Annotated in this window: 17 protein-coding genes; all 17 read left to right on the top strand. The window is 72.1% G+C overall.

Annotated elements, in window-relative coordinates; genetic code table 11:
- Positions 1-114: 114 nt before the first annotated feature.
- The 17 genes from ACFUMH_RS06730 (at position 115) to ACFUMH_RS06650 (ending at position 19,200) form a co-directional block, all read left to right on the top strand.
- Positions 115-474 (top strand): DUF948 domain-containing protein, encoded by a 360-nt coding sequence (locus ACFUMH_RS06730; protein ID WP_378202328.1) that lies wholly within the window; start codon positions 115-117, stop codon positions 472-474.
- The gene (locus tag ACFUMH_RS06725) at positions 471-857 is read left to right on the top strand and encodes a hypothetical protein (protein ID WP_378202325.1); all 387 of its coding nucleotides are present in this window, start codon (positions 471-473) and stop codon (positions 855-857) included. The genes ACFUMH_RS06730 and ACFUMH_RS06725 overlap by 4 nt, the downstream gene beginning before the upstream one ends.
- Before the next feature lie 112 nt (positions 858-969).
- Complete coding sequence (gene alaS, locus ACFUMH_RS06720) at positions 970-3,663, top strand: alanine--tRNA ligase (protein ID WP_378202323.1); 2,694 nt, start codon at positions 970-972, stop codon at positions 3,661-3,663.
- A 28-nt stretch (positions 3,664-3,691) separates the two neighbouring features.
- Entirely contained in the window at positions 3,692-4,261 is a 570-nt protein-coding gene (ruvX, locus tag ACFUMH_RS06715; RefSeq protein WP_378202389.1) for a Holliday junction resolvase RuvX, read from the top strand.
- Between the two features lie 7 nt (positions 4,262-4,268).
- Positions 4,269-5,498 carry an endolytic transglycosylase MltG gene (gene mltG / locus ACFUMH_RS06710; protein WP_378202320.1) on the top strand — a complete coding sequence of 410 codons (1,230 nt, stop codon included), beginning with the start codon at positions 4,269-4,271 and terminating at the stop codon, positions 5,496-5,498.
- A complete protein-coding gene (locus ACFUMH_RS06705) occupies positions 5,495-6,364 on the top strand; it encodes a shikimate dehydrogenase (RefSeq protein ID WP_378202317.1) in 870 nt (289 codons plus the stop codon). The genes mltG and ACFUMH_RS06705 overlap by 4 nt, the downstream gene beginning before the upstream one ends.
- Before the next feature lie 168 nt (positions 6,365-6,532).
- Positions 6,533-8,206, top strand: coding sequence for a GspE/PulE family protein (locus tag ACFUMH_RS06700; RefSeq protein WP_378202314.1), 1,674 nt, complete (start codon positions 6,533-6,535; stop codon positions 8,204-8,206).
- 154 nt (positions 8,207-8,360) lie between these two features.
- Positions 8,361-9,953, top strand: a complete 1,593-nt coding sequence (locus tag ACFUMH_RS06695) for a type IV pilus twitching motility protein PilT (protein ID WP_378202312.1) — start codon at positions 8,361-8,363, stop codon at positions 9,951-9,953.
- On the top strand, positions 9,953-11,179 hold the full coding sequence (locus tag ACFUMH_RS06690; RefSeq protein WP_378202309.1) for a type II secretion system F family protein: 1,227 nt from the start codon (positions 9,953-9,955) through the stop codon (positions 11,177-11,179). The genes ACFUMH_RS06695 and ACFUMH_RS06690 overlap by 1 nt, the downstream gene beginning before the upstream one ends.
- Before the next feature lie 146 nt (positions 11,180-11,325).
- A complete protein-coding gene (locus ACFUMH_RS06685; protein ID WP_378202306.1) occupies positions 11,326-11,784 on the top strand; it encodes a prepilin-type N-terminal cleavage/methylation domain-containing protein in 459 nt (152 codons plus the stop codon).
- A 109-nt stretch (positions 11,785-11,893) separates the two neighbouring features.
- On the top strand, positions 11,894-13,282 hold the full coding sequence (locus tag ACFUMH_RS06680; RefSeq protein ID WP_378202303.1) for a type II secretion system protein: 1,389 nt from the start codon (positions 11,894-11,896) through the stop codon (positions 13,280-13,282).
- Positions 13,279-13,950 carry a type II secretion system protein J gene (locus ACFUMH_RS06675; protein ID WP_378202300.1) on the top strand — a complete coding sequence of 224 codons (672 nt, stop codon included), beginning with the start codon at positions 13,279-13,281 and terminating at the stop codon, positions 13,948-13,950. The genes ACFUMH_RS06680 and ACFUMH_RS06675 overlap by 4 nt, the downstream gene beginning before the upstream one ends.
- On the top strand, positions 13,947-15,740 hold the full coding sequence (locus ACFUMH_RS06670; RefSeq protein ID WP_378202297.1) for a hypothetical protein: 1,794 nt from the start codon (positions 13,947-13,949) through the stop codon (positions 15,738-15,740). The genes ACFUMH_RS06675 and ACFUMH_RS06670 overlap by 4 nt, the downstream gene beginning before the upstream one ends.
- A complete protein-coding gene (locus ACFUMH_RS06665; protein WP_378202294.1) occupies positions 15,737-16,534 on the top strand; it encodes a prepilin peptidase in 798 nt (265 codons plus the stop codon). Before ACFUMH_RS06670 ends, ACFUMH_RS06665 begins: the two co-directional genes overlap by 4 nt.
- A 104-nt stretch (positions 16,535-16,638) precedes the next feature.
- Positions 16,639-17,703 (top strand): type IV pilus assembly protein PilM, encoded by a 1,065-nt coding sequence (gene pilM / locus ACFUMH_RS06660; RefSeq protein WP_378202291.1) that lies wholly within the window; start codon positions 16,639-16,641, stop codon positions 17,701-17,703.
- Entirely contained in the window at positions 17,700-18,389 is a 690-nt protein-coding gene (locus tag ACFUMH_RS06655) for a fimbrial assembly protein (RefSeq protein ID WP_378202288.1), read from the top strand. Before pilM ends, ACFUMH_RS06655 begins: the two co-directional genes overlap by 4 nt.
- Position 18,390: 1 nt before the next feature.
- Positions 18,391-19,200, top strand: a complete 810-nt coding sequence (locus tag ACFUMH_RS06650; RefSeq protein ID WP_378202285.1) for a hypothetical protein — start codon at positions 18,391-18,393, stop codon at positions 19,198-19,200.
- Positions 19,201-19,234 lie beyond the last annotated feature (34 nt).

Raw genomic sequence — 19,234 nt, 5'->3', positions numbered from 1 at the left:
CGCGCCGCGCCGCGGGGCGTTCGTGCACGTGGCCGCCCCGCACCGCGCGGGTAGGGTGGCCGGGTCGCGCGGCCGTCGGCCGTCGCGCCTCCACGTACCGAGAGGGGAACGGGCATGTCCGTCGGGGACGTCGCCGGGCTGATCGCCGCCATCGCGTTCGTGCTGCTGGTGGGCGTGCTCGCCGTGCCGCTCGTGAAGCTGGGCCGGGTGCTGGACGAGGCGCAGGCCTCGGTGCGCCGCCTGACGGACCACAGCCTGCCGGTCCTCGACGAGACGGCCCAGCTCGTGGCGTCCTCCTCGACGCAGATCGACAAGGTCGACACCGTGACGACCGCCGCCGCGCAGGTGAGCGAGAACGTCTCCGCCCTCACGTCCCTCGTGACGGCGACGGTCGGCGCGCCGCTGGTCAAGGTCGCCGCCTTCTCCTACGGCGTGCGCCGCGCGCTCGCCGGGCTGCGCCGGGGGCCGCGGTGAAGCGCCTCTTCTGGGTCGGCGTCGGCGTCGCGGTGACGGTCGTCGCGGTCCGCAACGGCCGTCGGGTCGTGGAGGCCTACGCACCTGCCGGCACGGTGGACGCCGTCGAGGGCGCGACGCGGCTGACGCGCGCGCTGCACGCCGCGCGGGACGACTTCCGCACCGGCGTCGCCGCGCGCGAGGCCGAGCTGCTCGACGCCCTCGTCGGGGACGTCGACGTGGACGAGCTCCGCGCCTCGGCCCCGCGCCGCAAGGACGAGCTGCGCGCGGCGTTCGGCGGCGCGCCCCGGGGCGGCGACCTCGCCGGCGACCTGCGGGCGCGCGGCTGGGACGACGCCCCCACGCACGACCCCGACGACGACGGCCGGGCGCCCTTCTTCTGACCGGTCCGGGCCGTCGAGGCCCCAGCGACCCCGCGGCGACCCGGCACCCCGGGCCCGCACCACCGCGAACCACCCGCCGCCGCACGGCGCCGGACGACACGACGAGGACGACATGCGCACCGCCGAGATCCGCCAGCGCTGGCTCGACTACTTCGCGAGCAAGGACCACGCCATCGCGCCGTCCGTGCCGCTCATCTCCCCGGACCCGTCGATCCTCTTCACGATCGCCGGCATGGTGCCGTTCATCCCGTACATCCTCGGCACGCAGGACGCGCCGTGGCCGCGGGTGGCGAGCGTGCAGAAGTGCATCCGCACGAACGACATCGAGAACGTCGGCCGCACGACGCGGCACGGCACGTTCTTCCAGATGATGGGCAACTTCTCGTTCGGCGACTACTTCAAGCAGGGCGCGATCGAGCTGGCGTGGGAGCTGCTGACGACGCCGCAGGACCAGGGCGGCTACGGCCTCGACGGCGACCGGCTCTGGGTGACGATCTGGAACGAGGACGCGGAGTCGGCGGACGCGCTCGTGCGTGTCGGCGTGGACCCGAAGCACATCGTGCGGCTCACGCGCGAGGAGATCTTCTGGGACACGGGCCAGCCCGGCCCCGCCGGTCCCTGCGCGGAGTGGCACTACGACCGCGGCCCCGAGTTCGGGCCCGAGGCCGAGGGCGGCACCGTCGACCCGGGCGGCGACCGCTACCTCGAGATCTGGAACCTCGTCTTCGACCAGTTCGTGCGCGGCGAGGGCCGCGGCAAGGACTACCCGCTGCTCGGCGAGCTCGAGCGCAAGGCGATCGACACCGGTGCGGGACTCGAGCGCATCGCGTACCTGCTGCAGGGCAAGAACAACCTGTACGAGACGGACGAGGTCTTCCCCGTCATCGCGCGCGCGCAGGACCTCACGGGCCGGCGCTACGGCGCGGTCGCGGAGGACGACGTGCGGCTCCGCGTCGTCGGCGACCACGTGCGCTCGAGCCTCATGCTCGTGGCGGACGGCGTCACGCCGTCGAACGAGGGGCGCGGCTACGTGCTGCGCCGCCTGCTGCGCCGCACGGTGCGCTCGATGCGCCTGCTCGGCGTCGAGGAGGCCACGCTGCAGCACCTGCTGCCCGTGAGCCGCGACGCCATGGCGTTGTCCTACCCGCAGGTGGCGTCCGACTTCGACCGCATCGCGCAGGTCGTGTACGGCGAGGAGGAGGCGTTCCTGCGCACCCTGTCCGCCGGCACGACGATCTTCGAGGGTGCGGTCGGCCGCGCCCGCACGGCGGCGGGCACGGGCTCGGCGGTCCTGTCCGGCGAGCAGGCGTTCGCGCTGCACGACACCTACGGCTTCCCGATCGACCTCACGCTGGAGATGGCGTCGGAGCACGGCGTCGCGGTCGACGAGACCGCGTTCCGGTCGCTCATGCAGGCGCAACGCGAGCGGGCGCGCGCGGACGCGCTGGCGAAGAAGACGGGTCACGCCGACACGTCGGCCTACCAGCAGCTGCACGCGACGCTGTCGGGCGAGACGGGCGCACCCGTGCGGTTCGTCGGCTACACCGACACGACGGCGCGCACGAAGGTCGTCGGCCTGCTCGTCGACGGCGTCCCCGCGCCGACGGCGACCGCGCCGGCCGACGTCCAGGTCGTGCTCGACGTGACGCCGTTCTACGCGGAGTCCGGCGGTCAGCTGGCCGACACGGGGACGATCGCGCTCGAGGGCGGCGCCCTCGTGGAGGTCGACGACGTGCAGGCGCCCATCAAGGGCCTCTCCGTCCACCACGGCCGCCTGGTCGACGGCACCCTCACGCTGGGCGACGCGGGCACGGCGACGATCGACACGGCCCGGCGCCGCGCGATCGCCCGCGCCCACACGGCGACGCACATGGTGCACAAGGCGCTGCGCGAGGAGCTCGGCGACACCGCGACGCAGGCGGGCTCGGAGAACGCGCCCAGCCGGCTGCGCTTCGACTTCCGGTCCGGTGCGGGTGTGCCGTCGTCGGCGCTCGCGCAGATCGAGGGCCGCGTCAACGAGCGGCTCCAGGACGACCTCGAGGTCACCGACCGCACGATGGCCATCGACGAGGCCCGCGCGCTCGGCGCGATGGCGCTGTTCGGCGAGAAGTACGGCAACGAGGTCCGCGTCGTCTCCATCGGCGGCGACTGGTCGCGCGAGCTGTGCGCCGGCACGCACGTGCGCCGGTCCGGCGAGCTCGGGCTCGTGACGCTGCTGGGGGAGTCGTCCATCGGCTCCGGCGTGCGACGCGTGGACGCGCTCGTGGGCGACCAGGCGTACGGGTACCAGGCCAAGGAGCGGGCGCTCGTCAGCCAGCTCTCCGGGCTGCTCGGGGCGCGTCCCGACGAGCTCTCCGACCGGGTGTCCTCGCTGATGTCGCGCCTCAAGGAGTCCGAGAAGGCGCTCGCGCAGCTGCGCCAGGGCCAGCTGCTCGCCGCGGCGGGCTCGCTCGCGGCGGCGCCGCAGCAGATCGGCACGACGCTCGTCGTCACGCACGACGCCGGCGACGTCGCGTCGGCCGACGACCTGCGCACGCTGGCGCTCGACGTCCGCGGCCGCCTCGGGGAGGCGTCGCCGTCGGTCGTCGCGGTGGGCGGCACGAGCAAGGGCCGGCCGGTCGTCGTGATCGCGACCAACGGCGCGGCGCGCGAGGCCGGCCTGAAGGCCGGTGCGCTCGTCCGCACGGCGTCGGGCGTGCTCGGCGGCGGTGGCGGTGGCAAGGACGACGTCGCGCAGGGCGGCGGCGCGGACGCGAGCCGGCTGCCGGCCGCGCTCGACGCGGTCGCCGCGGCGGTGCGTGGCTGACGTGCCCGCACCGGACCTGCCGACGACCATGGACCAGGACCAGGACCAGGACCCGGACGCCGTGACCCGCGGCGCCCGGCTCGCCGTCGACGTCGGCACGGTCCGCGTCGGCCTCGCCGCGAGCGACCCCGACGGCATGCTGGCGACCCCCGTGGAGACGCTGCCGCGCGCCGCCGGCAAGGTGAAGCCGGGCTCCGCGGACGTGGTCGCGGTCGCCGCGCACGTGCGCGAACGGGACGTCGCGGTGGTGTACGTGGGGCTGCCGCGGCACCTCTCGGGAGCCGAGGGGTCGTCCGCGGACCTCGCGCGCGCGTACGCTGTCGCACTGGCGCGCCAGGTCGCACCCGTCAGGGTGCGGCTCGTGGACGAGCGGATGAGCACGGTGACCGCTCACCAGGCGCTCCAGGCGTCCGGCCGATCCGGACGCCGCCACCGGCAGGTCGTCGACCAGGCGGCCGCGGTGGTCATCCTGCAGCACGCGCTCGACGCCGAGAGGGCGACGGGGCGGAGGTCCGGAGAACGGGTCGACGTCGACCGACGCAGCTCGCGCCGCGCCGTGGAGGGGTCTGCGGGCGACGGCACGACGACGACGGAGTGACGCGCAGGTGAGCAACCAGACGGAGTGGTGGGCCCCGGTGAAGTCCGACGAGAGCGCAGCCGAGCTGTTCGGTGGTGAGCGCGTCGGAGGGACGGGTGCGCCCGGACCGACCGAGCCCCGACGCCGTTCGCGGTCCTCGGGACGCAAGCGCGAGGAACGGCTGCGCAAGCAGCGTCGGCGCCGGTCGGTCGCCGTCCTGGTTGTCGCGCTGGTCATGGTGGTGGGCGCCGGCTACGTGGTGTTCTCCCTCCTCGGCGGCACGAACCTGTTCGGCGGCGGGGACCCCGACCAGGCCGCGCCGGTCGAGGACTACGCCGGTCCGGGCCGGCCCGGCGCCGCACCGGTCGTCATCAACGCCGGCGCCACCGGCGCCGACATGGCGACGACCCTCACCGACGCCGGCGTCGTCGCGACGCGGGACGCGTTCCTCGACGCCTACGCCGCGAACCCCGACGCCGCGTCGATCCAGCCGGGGACCTACCAGCTGCTGCTCGAGATGAAGGCGTCCGACGCGGTCGTCGCCCTGCTGGACGCGAAGAACCGCGTGTCCATGAAGGTCACGATCCCGGAGGGGTACAGCGCCGCGCAGATCTACGACCGGGTCCGGGAGGTCACGCTCATCCCGGTCGACCAGCTGCAGGCCGCCGCCGCGGACCCCGCCGCGATCGGCCTGCCGGCCGAGGCGGGGGGCAACGTCGAGGGGTGGCTGTACCCGTCGACGTACCAGATCGAGCCCGGCACGGACGCCGCGGGTGTGCTGCGGCAGATGGTCGCGAAGACGGTCGAGGTGCTGACGGCCAAGGGAGTCGCGCAGGACCAGTGGGAGACGGTGCTCAACAAGGCGTCCCTCGTCGAGCGCGAGGCGCGGCACGACCCGGACCGGCCGAGGATGGCGCGGGCGATCGAGAACCGCCTCGAGAAGGCGATGATCCTGCAGATCGACGCGGCCGTCGCGTACGGGGAGGGCGTGCCCGGGACGGAGCTGACGACGGAGATGCTCCGCGACGCGTCGAACCCGTACAACACGTACACGCACGTGGGCCTGCCGCCGACGCCGATCGCGTCGCCGGGGGAGAAATCGATCGACGCCGTGCTCAACCCGGAGCCGGGTGACTGGATCTTCTGGACCGCGGTCAACCTGGCGACGGGGGAGACCCGGTTCGCCGCCACGCGCGAGGAGCACGACGCGAACGTCGCCGAGCTGCGCCAGTGGCAGGCGGAGAACGAGGAAGGGTGACGCTGCAGGGTCAGCCGGCGCCCGCCGGACGGCGCTGCGCCGTGCTCGGGCACCCGGTCGGGCACTCGCTGTCGCCCGTGCTGCACGGCGCGGCGTACGCGGCGCTCGGCATGGACGACTGGCGCTACGAGGTGCACGACGTCACCGAGGAGACGCTCGGCGCGTTCCTCGACGGCCTCGACGCGTCGTGGGCGGGGCTGAGCCTGACGATGCCGCTCAAGCACGCGGTGCTGCCGCTGCTGGACCACGTCGAGCCGCTCGCGCAGGTCGTCGGCGCCGTCAACACGGTGCTGCCGCAGGGGGAGGGTGCGCGGCGCGTCCTCACCGGCGCGAACACCGACGTGCACGGCATCGTCGCGGCGCTGGGCGAGGCCGGTGTGGTGGGCGGCGTCCGGCGGGCGGCCGTGCTCGGTGCCGGTGCCACGGCCGCGTCGACGCTCGCCGCGCTCGCGCAGCTCGGCTGCACGACGCCGACGGTGCACCTGCGGTCCGCCGGGCGGGCCGGTGCGCTGCTGCGTGCGGCGCACCGCATGGGCGTCGAGCCGGTGCTGCGCCCGCTCGAGGCGACCGCGCCGGAGCTCGCGGCGGCCGACGTCGTCGTCTCGACGCTCCCTGCGCACGCACCCGACGCCCTCGCGGACGCTCTGGCAGGGCCGGTGCGCGGCGTGCTCCTCGACGTCGTCTACGACCCGCGCCCGACCGCGCTCGCGCAGGCGTGGGAGCGCGCCGGCGGCCGCACGGTCGGCGGCGAGCGGATGCTGCTGCACCAGGCGGTGGAGCAGGTGCGCCTCATGACGGGCCGCACGGCACCCGTCGACGCGATGGACGCCGCGCTGCAGGCGGCGCTCACGCCCGTCGCGGGCTGACCGCCGGTCACGTGCGGGGCCGCGGGGGTCACGAACGGGTGATGAACCCCCGCCGCCGGACGAGTGGTCCCCGATCGGACGTGCCGCCGCCCTCAAGGACGCCCGCCCACGGTGCCGATGACCCTTCGGGGTGCAGCACCGGCGCACCTCGGAGGCGGAGGGACGCGCGTGAAGCAGCTCGGGGAGATCCTGCTCGACGAGGGGCTCGTGACGGAGGCGCAGCTGCTCGCGGCGCTCGACGAGCAGACCTCGATCGGAGCCTCGCTCGGACGCACCCTCGTCGAGCTCGGCATGATCAGCGAGGCGCAGCTGGTGCGGGCGCTCGCCGCGCAGGTCGGCATGGAGTTCGTCGACCTCGACGAGTACCCCGTGGACCGCACGGCGGTGACGATGGTGCCCGCCTCGGTGTGCCGGCGGTACTCGGTGCTGCCGATCGCGATCCGCAACGGCGCACTCGTCGTCGCCACCGCGGACCCCGCGAACGTGGTCGCCGTGGACGACGTCCGCACCGTCGCGCGCGTCCCCGTCGTGCCGGTCGTCACCACGTACGACAACGTGCTGCGTGCCATCGACCGCTTCTGCCGCGCGGACGGCGAGATGGAGGACCTCTCCTCGGCGTTCATCGAGGAGGAGCCCGAGCCCGAGGTCGACTTCTCGCGGATCGGCGACTCCATCGAGGACGACGCGCCGATCGTCCGCTACGTCAACCTGCTGGTGACGCAGGCGATCACGGACCGCGCGTCCGACATCCACATCGAGCCGACCGAGCACGACCTGCGCGTCCGGTACCGCATCGACGGCGTGCTGCACGAGACGCAGCGGTCGCCGAAGAACATCATCGGCGGCGTCATCAGCCGCGTGAAGATCATGAGCGACATCGACATCGCGGAAAAGCGCAAGCCGCAGGACGGCCGCATGTCGGTGACGCACAACGGGCGCAAGATCGACCTGCGCGTGGCGACGCTGCCGACGGTGTGGGGCGAGAAGATCGTCATGCGCATCCTCGACAACTCGACCGCGAGCCTCGACCTGCGCGACCTGTCGTTCCTCGAGCACAACTACGCGACGTACCGCGAGTCGTACACCAAGCCCTACGGGATGATCCTCGTGACCGGCCCGACCGGCTCCGGCAAGTCCACGACGCTGTACGCGACGCTGAACGCGGTCTCCAAGCCCGACATCAACGTCATCACGGTCGAGGACCCGGTCGAGTACCGGCTGCCCGGCATCAACCAGGTGCAGGTGAACCCCAAGGCGGGCCTGACGTTCGCCGCGGCCCTGCGCTCGATCCTGCGGTCGGACCCCGACGTCGTGCTGCTCGGTGAGATCCGTGACCACGAGACCGCGCAGATCGCCGTCGAGGCGGCCCTCACCGGCCACCTCGTCCTCTCGACCTTGCACACCAACGACGCGCCGTCGGCCGTCACTCGTCTCACCGAGATGGGCATCGAGCCGTTCCTCGTGGGGTCCGCGCTCGACTGCGTCGTCGCCCAGCGCCTCGCACGGCGGCTGTGCCCGAAGTGCAAGGAGCCGTACACGCCGTCGCCGGCCGAGCTCGAGGCCGCGCGGTTCCCGTGGGTGCCGGGGGAGCCGATCCCTGACCTGTACCGGCCGGCGGGCTGCGTCGCGTGCTCGCGCACCGGCTACAAGGGCCGCCTCGCGCTGCACGAGGTCATGCGGGTCACCGAGGAGATCGAGCGCCACGCCGTGGCGCACTCGTCGTCCGCGGACATCAACCAGACGGCCGTCAAGCAGGGCATGCGGACGCTGCGCGAGGACGGCTGGTACAAGGTCGCGTCCGGCGACACGTCGATCGAGGAGATCCTCCGCGTCGTCGCGTGAGGCCACCGGCGCGGGCGTCCCCGGGAGGGGCGACGCCCGCGCCGGTCCACGTCGTGGCTCAAGTCGGGGCCGTCCAGGACCGATGACCAACGCGTGCCCGTGCGCCGCCGTGGGGCGGCGCACGACCGTGCTGGAGAGCCTGGAGGCAGACGACGTGAGTGAGACCTACAGGCCGGCCTCGGGGGACCCGACCCGGCCGCTGCCGCCGTACCGGCCGGCCGGTCCGGTCGCGGGGGAGGCGCCGCCGGCGCACACCGCGACGTACCAGCCGGTCCCGTCCCAGAGCCGGGGCGCCTACCCGCCGCCCGGGTCGGTGCCGCCGCCCGCGCACGCGTCCGCCGCGTTCCCGCCCGCCGCGCCCGGTGGGGCGACGTTCACGCCGGGCGGCCCGCCCGCGACGTTCGCGCCCGGGGGACCGGGCGGTGCGACCTTCGCGCCGGCGCCCGCCCTCGCACCCCCGCAGCCGCCGGCGCCCGTCGCCGCCCCTGCACCGGCCGCCGCGCCCGCGCCGGCGCGCACGGAGCCGCGCCGTGCGGCCGGTGGACCGTCCGCCCGCTCGGGCATGGGCACCGCCCAGCACGAGGGTGACGTCTCGATCGACGAGGTGCTGATCGAGATGCACCGCCTCGGCGCGTCCGACGTGCACTTCACGGCCGGCTCGCCGCCCATGGTCCGCGTCTCCGGTGCGCTCAAGCCGCTCGAGCAGTTCGGCACGATGCTGCCCGAGCCGCTGCGCCGCAGCCTGTACGCGATGCTCACGCAGAAGCAGCGCGAGAAGTTCGAGAGCGAGCTCGAGCTCGACATCTCCTACGCCGTGCGCGGTCTCGCGCGGTTCCGCGTGAACATCTACCAGCAGCGCGAGTCGGTGGGCGCGGCCTTCCGTGTCATCCCCTACGAGATCAAGCCGCTCGAGGACCTCGGCGTCCCGCAGTCGGTCGGCTCGTTCGCCGGCCTGCCGCGCGGGCTCGTCCTCGTCACGGGCCCCACGGGCTCCGGCAAGTCGACGACGCTCGCGTCGATCATCGACCTCGCGAACCGCACGCGCGAGGACCACATCATGACGGTCGAGGACCCCATCGAGTTCCTCCACCGGCACAAGAAGTGCATCGTCAACCAGCGCGAGGTCGGCGCCGACACGCACTCGTTCGCGAACGCGCTGAAGCACGTGCTGCGCCAGGACCCCGACATCATCCTCGTCGGTGAGATGCGCGACCTCGAGACGATCTCCGTCGCGCTCACCGCGGCCGAGACCGGCCACCTCGTCTTCGCGACCCTGCACACGCAGGACGCCGCGCAGACGATCGACCGCATCATCGACGTCTTCCCGTCGGGGCAGCAGGCACAGGTGCGCACCCAGCTCGCCAGCGCGATCCAGGGCGTCGTCTGCCAGACGCTCTGCAAGAAGGCGAACGGCACGGGCCGCGTCGTCGCGACCGAGGTCATGCTCGCGACGCCGGCCATCCGCAACCTCGTCCGCGAGGGCAAGACGCACCAGATCTACTCCGCCATGCAGGCGGGCGCGGACGACGGCATGCACACGATGGACCAGAACCTGGCCGAGCTCGTCAAGCGCGGGAAGATCACGTACGAGGTCGGCCTGGATAAGGCGCACCACATCGAGGACTTCAACAAGCTCGTCGGGCGCACGTCGCGCGTGCGCCAGGGCGCGTCGACCACGCAGTCCGGCGGCTTCGGTGGCGTCAACGGCGGCGGCCCCGCCACCATCGCGTCTCTCGGGGGGTACTGATGGCCGTCATGCGCACATACGAGTACGAGCTCTCGGACCGCACCGGGAAGGTCGTCAAGGGCCGCATCGACGCGCAGAACGAGGAAGCGGTCGCCAACCGCCTGCGCTCGATGGGGATGGCGCCGATCGCGATCACCGAGGTCTCGAACAGCGGGCTCAACACCGAGATCAAGATCCCCGGCTTCGGCGACAACGTGAAGCTCAAAGACCTCGCGGTCATGGCGCGGCAGCTCGCCACCATGATCAGCGCGGGCCTCTCGCTTCTGCGCGCGCTGACGATCCTGTCCGAGCAGACGGAGAGCAAGCCGCTCGCGAAGGCGCTGAGCACGGTGCGCAGCGACGTCGAGACGGGCGGGTCGCTGTCCGAGTCGCTCTCCAAGCACCGGGAAATCTTTCCGCCGCTGATGATCAACATGATCCGGGCGGGCGAGGTCGGCGGGTTCCTCGAGGACTCGCTGACGTCGGTGGCGGAGAACTACGAGTCCGAGGTCAAGCTGCGGGCGCAGATCAAGTCCGCGATGACCTACCCCGTGATGGTGTTCGCCATGGCGATCCTCGCGGTGGTGGGCATGCTCCTGTTCATCGTGCCGATCTTCGAGCAGATGTTCACCGACCTCGGCGGGGCGCTGCCCGCACCGACGCAGTTCCTCGTGTTCCTCTCCGGCATCATGAAGTGGGCGGCGCCGCTGCTGGCGGTCGCGGCGATCGTCTTCTCGGTCTGGTGGCGCAAGCACAAGAACGACGAGGCCATCCGGTCGCGCACGCAGCCGCTGATGCTGCGCATCCCCGTGTTCGGGCCGTTGTTCAAGAAGATTGCGATCGCCCGCTTCACGCGCAACTTCGGCACGATGCTGGGCGCCGGTGTCCCGATCCTCCAGGCCCTCGACATCGTGGGGGAGACGAGCGGCAACTACGTCATCGAGCAGGCGGTCAAGGACATCCAGCAGGGCGTCCGCCAAGGTCAGCCGCTGTCGGTGCCGCTGGCGCAGCACTCCGTGTTCCCCCCGATGGTCGTGCAGATGATCGCCACAGGTGAGGACGCCGGGTCCCTCGAGCAGATGCTCAACAAGGTCGCCGTCTTCTACGACGAGGAGGTCACGGCGACCACGGAACAGCTCACGAGCCTCATCGAGCCGCTCATGATCGCGTTCCTCGGCGTCATCATCGGCGGCATGATCGTCGCCCTCTACATGCCGATCTTCTCGATCTTCGAACTGGTCGAGTGACGCGTACCCGGACGGCCCGCCGCCGTCCGGGTGAACCGCGGACAAGGCCTCAAGCGGACCGCCGCCCGGCCCGATGACCAGAGCGCAGCACCGAACCGCCGGCTCTCGCCGGCACTGAATCCCGACATCGAAAGCAGGGCAGCAGCATGATGGCTCGCGTCCGCAAGGTCATGAACGAGCGTGAGGGCGACAAGGGCTTCACCCTCATCGAGCTCCTCGTCGTCATCATCATCATCGGCATCCTCGCCGCGATCGCCATCCCGGCGTTCCTGAACCAGCGCACGCGTGGCTGGGAGGCCCAGGTCGAGTCCGACCTCAAGAACGCGGCGCTCGCCGCCGAGACGTACGCCGTGAGCAACAACGGCTCGTACGCGGGCCTGACCCACGCCGCGGCCAGCTCCGCGGGCACGTCGATCTTCGACAACGGCTACAACAAGACCGACGCCGTGACGGTCGAGGTCGTCCCCACGCCGACGGCCACGCAGTTCCAGCTGACGGCCCGGCACGACGACCTCACTGGCAAGTCGTGGACCTACAGCAGCGACACGGGCGTCATCACGGAGGTCGCCGGCTCGGCTCCGGCGCCCGGTGGCGCCGGCGGCTGATCACCGCTTCTTAAACGGGGTGTGGGGCGTCGCACGTGCGGCGCCCCACACCGCTGTAATCCAGGGCCGGCGCCGCGTCGGCCGGCCAGACGAGCATCCGGAGGCTAACGTGCGCACCTGGTGGCACCACATGCAGCGCGCCCGCGCCGGCGACGCCGGCATCAGTCTGGCCGAGGTGCTCGTCGCGATGTTCCTGTTCGCACTCGTCAGCTCCGGCCTCGCGTACTCCCTGCTGAGCGTCCTCCACCTCTCCCGCGACGCACGGGTGCGCGCGATCGCCGCCAACCTGGCCGCGGAGGAGATCGACCTCGCACGCGACGCGCCGAACATCTTCGGCCTGCTCGACGACGAGCGGGACGTCACGGTCGGCTCCGACACCTTCCAGGTCGTGCGGCGGACGCAGTGGGTGAGCGACCCGGACACGGAGTTCACGTGCGGGTCCGCCGGCGTCGGCTCGGCACTGCGCTACAAGCGCATCAACGTGACGGTCACGTGGGGCGGGATGCGACCCGGTGCGGACCCGGTCCGCAGCGACACGGTGCTGAACCCCGACGAGCACATCAACGACCCGACCAAGGGCACGATCCTCGTGTCGGTCCTCCGCGCGGACGGGACGGGCAACGAGGGCGTGACCGTCACCGCGAGCCCGAGCGTCGGCAGCGTCATCAGCCAGACGGACGCGCAGGGCTGCACGTACGTCTTGCGGGTCAACCCCGGCACCTACACGATCGCCGTGTCGCGGACCGGGCACGTCAGCGACGCCCAGGTCCAGGTGCCGACGCAGACCGCGGTGGTCACCGCGAACGCGACCGCCTCCCTCGGCTTCCAGCTCGACCAGGGTGCCACCTACACGACGCACCTGGCCCCGCACGCGACGGGCACCGTCCGCACGCCGACTGACGGGTCGCTCAAGATGACCTTCCTCAGCACGTACGGGCGCGCGACACCCGGTGCCACCTCGACCGCGGACCCGCGCAGGCCCCAGTACCGGCTGCACCCCTTCACCGCGGGCTACCAGGCGGTGGCGGGCACCTGCGCGGCGGCGGACCCCACGGCGTGGCCGGTATCGGACGTAGGTGGTGTGAGCCACGAGGGCGTGCTCGCGCCGGCCGTCGCGGCACCGCCCGGCGGCAGCGCCACGATCGAGGTCCCCATGGGCGTGGTCGAGGTGTCGAGCACGGGCAACAGCAACCGCTACCTGCGCGCCGAGTCGGTGAACCCCCCGGTAGGCTCTGGCCTGCCCGGCTGCGATGCCACCGAGACGCTCACCTACGGCCAGGTCATCCCGACCACGAACGGTCAGAAGGTGGCGATCGCTCTCCCGTACGGGACGTGGCGCCTGTTCTACGCGAACTCGTCAGGCGCAACGGGCAGCACGCTGCCCGAGTCGCGGGTGACGATCCCGTCGCCCAACGTCGCCGGGAGCGTGACGAAGGCACCCGTCGGCGCGTCGGCCGTGACCGTGACCGTCGACCCGCGTCAGCCGGTGACCCCGTGATCGGCCGCCGCCCCACGGACGACCGTGGCGTCACCCTGCCGGAGCTCCTCGTCACGATGCTCCTGATGTCCATCGTCTCGCTCCTCATCGTCGGCATGGTCGCCGGGTTCTCGCGGACGTTCTCGCGGGAGCGTGCGGCGACGGACTCGACGACGGTGGCGTCGGCCGGCATGAAGGAGGTGACCCGCATCGTGCGGTCCGCGACGGAGGTACGTCCGACCGGCGCGACCGACAACGTCCCGGCCTTCGTCGACGCACGCCCGAACTCGCTCACCGTCTACGCCTACATCGACACCGCCGCGGCGGCGCCCAAGCCCGTGAAGGTGCAGTTCTCGATCGACGCCCAACGGCGCCTGGTCGAGACGCGCTGGGTCACCGGGTCGACCACCAGCCCGTGGACCTTCCCCGCGACCGGGTCACCGACGACCGTGCGTCCCATCGCGCGGTCGATCCCGATCAGCGCCGCGCCGCTGTTCGAGTACCTCGACAAGGACAACCAGCCGATGGCCGTGCCCGCCGCCGGGTTCACGGACGAGCGCAAGCGTGAGATCGCGGCCGTCCGCGTCACGCTCACCGTCCAGGCCGATGCCCGTGCGGAGCCCGTGACGATGGTGAACGCCGTCGGCATCCCCAACCGCGACCTCGACCGAGTGAGGACGACGCCGTGATCGTGTCCCGCCTGCTGCGCACACCCGTCGACGACCGTGAGCGCGGTGCCGCGCTCATCCTGGTGCTCGGCATCACCGTCCTGCTGTCCGGCCTGATCGTCGCCGGTATCGCGTACGCGACGGGGGCGGCGCGCCAGTCGCAGCGAGACCAGAGCTGGAACGCCGCCCTGGCGGCGGCGTACGCCGGCGTCGAGGAGTACGAGAGCCGGCTGGCCGCCGACCTCACGTACTTCTCGTACGGCAACCCGGCCGCACCGTTCAGCGCGAGCAGCAACGTGTCGCTGCCGCCCTCCACCTCGGCGAACCCGGCGTTCGGCGTCGGTCCCACGGGAACCTGGGCCACCGTCGCGGGCAGCGGCGGGGACGCGCAGTTCCGCTACGAGGTCGACAGCTCGTCGTTCTACTCCGAGGGCATCCTCCGCGTGCGCTCGACCGGACGGGTCGGCACCTCGACCCGTTCGATCGTCGCGGACCTCAAGCAGCGCGGCTTCATCGACTTCCTGTACTTCACGGACTACGAGACCTCCGACCCGCAGGCGAGCAACCCGTCCAGTACGCTCAACTGCGCGATCTACTACTACGAGGGCTCGCGGCCGGGGTGCAACGTCATCTACTTCGGCGGCGCCGACGACATCAACGGCCCGATGCACTCCAACGACGCCATCCAGACGAACGGCAAGGCGGAGTTCAACGGCAAGGTCACGACGACGTACAAGGCCTCGAGCGGCAAGAACTACCTCCGCGACTCGGGGACGACCGCGCCGGTCTTCAAGTACCCCACGACCGACCCCCAGCACGTCTCCAAGATCGGGATGCCGGCGACGAACGCCGAGATCCGCAAGGAGACCCGGCCGGATCTGCCCGACGAGGTCCCCAACCCCGGGTGCCTCTACACGGGACCGACGAAGATCACGTTCCACGCGAACGGCACGATGACCGTCGTCTCGCCCTGGACGAAACACACCAACGCGAAGGGCAACGGCACGGCTGGGCTCGCGGAGGCCAAGTGCGGCTCGCCCGGGAGCGCGGGCCTGGCCAAGCGGGACGGGTCCACCTACGTCGGGCAGACGCTCGACGTGCCGAAGAACCTGGTGGTCTACGTGCAGAACGTGCCGACGCTCTCGACCGACGTCAACGCGCACACCGGCAACACCCCGCCCTTCCCGAGCCCCGGTGCCACGGCGTGCGCCACCAGCAGCAACTCGATCGGCTTCCCGCTCAAGGGCGCGTACCCCAGCGTGTCGGAGACGCCTCCCTTCTCGAAGGCCTACGAGTGCCGCGCCGGCGACCTGTTCGTCGAGGGGACGCTGAAGGGCCGAGCCACGCTCGCAGCCGAGAAGTACGTGTATGTCACCGGTGACATCGCCTACACCGACAAGGGGTTCGGTGGGGACATGCTCGGCCTCGTGGGCAACGACGCCGTCTGGGTGTGGAACCCGGTGAACGGATCGGGCAACACGCTGCTGCCCGACAACCGCCGGATCGACGCGGCGATCCTCTCGGTCGCGCACACCTTCATGGTGCAGAACTACAACAAGGACAGCGGCGACAACAAGGGCACGCTCACCGTCACGGGCGCGATCGCCCAGAAGTTCCGCGGGCCGGTCGGCACCGGGTCGGGCGCCTCGATGTCCACGGGGTTCGCGAAGAACTACAACTACGACGAGCGCTTCCGGCAGACGGCTCCGCCGAAGTTCCTCTCCCCGGTGACCACCACGTACGGTGTGAACGTGTGGGTCGAGGTCGAGCCGGCGTTCGCCGCCGACGGCAGCTCGCTGGACGGCCCGTGACCTTCGTCCTTCTCGCGCTGAGCGCAGCGGTCGGCCTCGCGGTCGGGTCGTTCCTCAACGTCGTCGTCTGGCGCGTCCCGCGCGGCGAGTCCGTGGTGCACCCGCCGAGCGCGTGCCCGCGCTGCGGCCACCGCATCCGCCCGCGGGACAACGTGCCCGTGCTCGGGTGGCTTGTGCTGCGCGGACGGTGCCGGGACTGCGGCGAGCCGATCTCGCCGCGGTACCCGCTCGTCGAACTCGCGACGGCGGTCCTCCTGGTGGGCGCAACCGCGTGGGTGCTGTCCCGGGACGACGGCCTGTGGCTCCTGCCCGCGGTCTGGTACCTGGTCACCATCGGGGTCGCACTGACGCTGATCGACGTCGACACGCACCGGCTGCCGGATGCGGTCGTGCTGCCCTCCTACGTGGTGGTCGCGGTCCTCCTCGCCGTCGCCGCGGCCGGCACGGGTGACTGGGGTGCCCTGCTGCGGGCGGCCCTCGGTGGGGCCGCGCTGTGGGTCTTCTACTTCCTCCTCGCGCTCGTGTACCCGCGCGGCATGGGGTTTGGGGACGTCAAGCTCGCCGGCGTGCTCGGGATGTACCTCGGCTGGGTCGGCTGGGGCGCCCTGGTCGTCGGCGCCTTCGCCGCGTTCGTGTGCGGCGGCCTGTACGCGCTCGTCCTCGTCGTCCTGCGCCGCGCGCGCCGGGGGTCGGGCGTCCCGTTCGGGCCGTGGATGCTGCTCGGCTGCGCACTGGGGCTCGTCGTCGGCGAGCAGATGTGGGGCGCGTACCTCGACGCGATGCTGCTCGGCTGAGGCACGCCCGAGCCGGCTCCACGCCGAGTCCGCAGGAAGGCTCAAGGCGCACGGCGCCGGGGCCGATACACCAGTCGACGTCGCGCCGCACGAAGGGATGTCACGTGGCCAAGACACGTGTGATCGGCCTGGACATCGGGACCACCCATGTCCGTGCCGCAGAGGTGGAGTTCGGGAGCGGTGGGCCGTCGTTGACGGCACGGCCACGGCTCGTGCGGCTGGGCGTGGCGCAGCTGCCCCCCGGGGCCGTGCGGGAGGGCGAGGTGATGGAGCGCCAGACAGTCGGCAGCACCATCAAGCGCCTGTGGGCGGAGCAGAAGTTCAGCCACAGGAACGTCGTGATCGGCGTGGGCAACCAGCGAGTCGTCGTCCGCGACCTCGACCTGCCCGCCATGCCGCTCGCTCAGGTACGGTCATCGCTGCCGTTCCAGGTCGCCGACCTTATTCCCGTCGCAGTCGACGACGCGATCCTCGACTACCTGCCCACCGGCGTCCGACAAGGCGAAGGCGGAGACGTCATGCAGGGCCTACTCGTGGCGGCGACCAAGGACACGGTCACGGCCAACACGGCCGCGGTGGAGATCGCCGGGCTCCGTCCGGTCGTCGTGGATCTCGGTGCGTTCGCGCTGGCACGCGCCATGGCCCGGGGCGAAGCCCTGGACCACACGGTGGCGGTGGTCGACGTAGGCGCCCGGGTGACGACGGTCGCAGTCGTCGCCCAGGGCGTCCCACGCATGGTCCGCATGCTGCCGTCCGGCGGTCAGGACGTCACCGAGGCCGTCGCCGCCGCGCTCCAGATCCCTCTCGACCAGGCGGAGCTCGCCAAGCGCTCCATCGGCGTCGGGTATGCGGCGGCACCGGAGCACGAGCGCGCGGCAGAGCAGATCACCACCGTCGTGTCGGCGCTCGTGGAGGCAGTCCGGAACACGATGGTCTACTACGCGAGCAGCCACCCCGGTGCCGCCGTCGAGCACGTGCTCGTGACGGGAGGCGCCTCTCACCTGCCGGGCCTCGGTCAGTACCTGTCGACCGCGACCCGTTTGCCCGTCAGCGCCGGGCAGCCCTTCGACAACGTCGACGTGGACCGCTCATTGGCGTCCGGGCGGTTCGCCGACGAGCAGCACACGCTCGCGATCGCGCTGGGTCTCGCGATGGGAGCGGCAGCATGAGCACCATCCTCAGTCGTCCGCTCAGCGCCAAGGGCGCGCCCGTCGCCGGCATCCCGGCGGTGCCGCAGGTCAACCTCCTGCCGCCGGAGTTCCTCGCGCGTCAGGGACTGCGCCGGCTCAAGCGGCGGCTGGCGTTCGTCCTGGTGGCGGTCGTGGCCTTCGCCGCCGTCGGCTACGGGGTCGCGGTCGTCTCGCTCAACGATGCTAGGACCGAGCAGGCACGGGCCGACGACGAGACCACCCGGCTCCTCCAGGCGCAGGCGCAGTACTCCGAAGTGCCACAGGTCCTCGGCCAGCTCGAGCGAGCAACGGCCGCACGCGCCCTCGGCATGTCCACCGAGGTCCTCTGGGCGCCGTACCTGCGCGCGGTCGGCGCCGTCATGCCCGAGGGTGTCGGCCTCACCGCGTTCGCGATGGACGGCGCGACGCCGATGCTCGCGCCGGCAGCGCGGCAGAGTCCGCTCGACGAGCCCAGCGTGGCGATGCTGACCTTCCAGGCGAAGGCATCCACGCTCGTCGACACGGCGGCGTGGATCGACGCGCTGAACGCCGTCCCGGGCTTCCACGGTGCGTGGGTCAGCAGCGCCTCCGTCGAGGATCTGGACGGTCAGGCGGTCTACGGCTACACCAGTCGTGTCCTCGTCTCCGCCGACGCCTACGCCGACCGCTTCACCCCGGAGGGCTGAGATGAACGCGAAGTCGACCACCTGGATCGGCGGCACGGTCGTGCTCTCCGTGCTCGTCGCGGCGCTCGCATGGTTCCTCGCCATCTCGCCGACGCTGGCGTCCGCCGCCACGGCCCGCACCGAGACCGCCGCCGCCGAGGACCGCAACGCCCAGCTGCAGCTGCAGCTGGACCGGCTGGTCGAGCAGGCGGCAGGGCTCGACGCGACGAAGGCCGAGCTCGCGACGATCGGACGTCAGATCCCCACCGACGCCCAGATCGCCGAGTACACGCGCACGCTCCAGGCGACCGCGGAGGGCAGCGGCGTGACGGTCGTCACCCTCGACGCCGCCCTCCCGGAATCCGTGGCTCCGGCCGAGGTGGTGCCCGAGGCAGCGCCCGTCCCTGACGAGGAGCCGGAGTCGACCGACGCGCCTGCCGACGGCGGTGACGAGGCGGCCGCCCCGGCGACCGAGGCCCCGGCCGCACCCGCCGGGCCCGCGCCGGTCGAGGGGTTCGCGGGCGCGCAGCTGAACATCACGGTCGTCGGGTCCGTGCCCAACGCCTTCGCGTTCCTCGAGCGGCTGCAGACGGCGAACGAGCGTCTTTTCCTCGTCACCCAGTTCACCGCCAAGGGGCTACAGGCGGCGGAGCCGGAGAGCGGTCGTCCCGCGGTGGCGCAGGGTGACGTCGAGATGACGCTCACCGGCTACGTCTACGTGCTGCCGTCGCTCGACGGCACGACACCGTCGAACGAGCCGACGCTCCCGCCGCTGCCGACGGGCAAGGACCCGCGCATCACCGTCGAGGGTGGGACGGGCGTCACGAGCTGACCAGCTGCGTCACGGACGGCCCGCGCGACCACGT

This window comes from Cellulomonas sp. NPDC057328, assembly GCF_042667215.1.
GTDB lineage: Bacteria > Actinomycetota > Actinomycetes > Actinomycetales > Cellulomonadaceae > Cellulomonas.
Note: the sequence above shows the minus strand (reverse complement) of the source record. Positions and strands in the feature narration are given on the sequence as shown.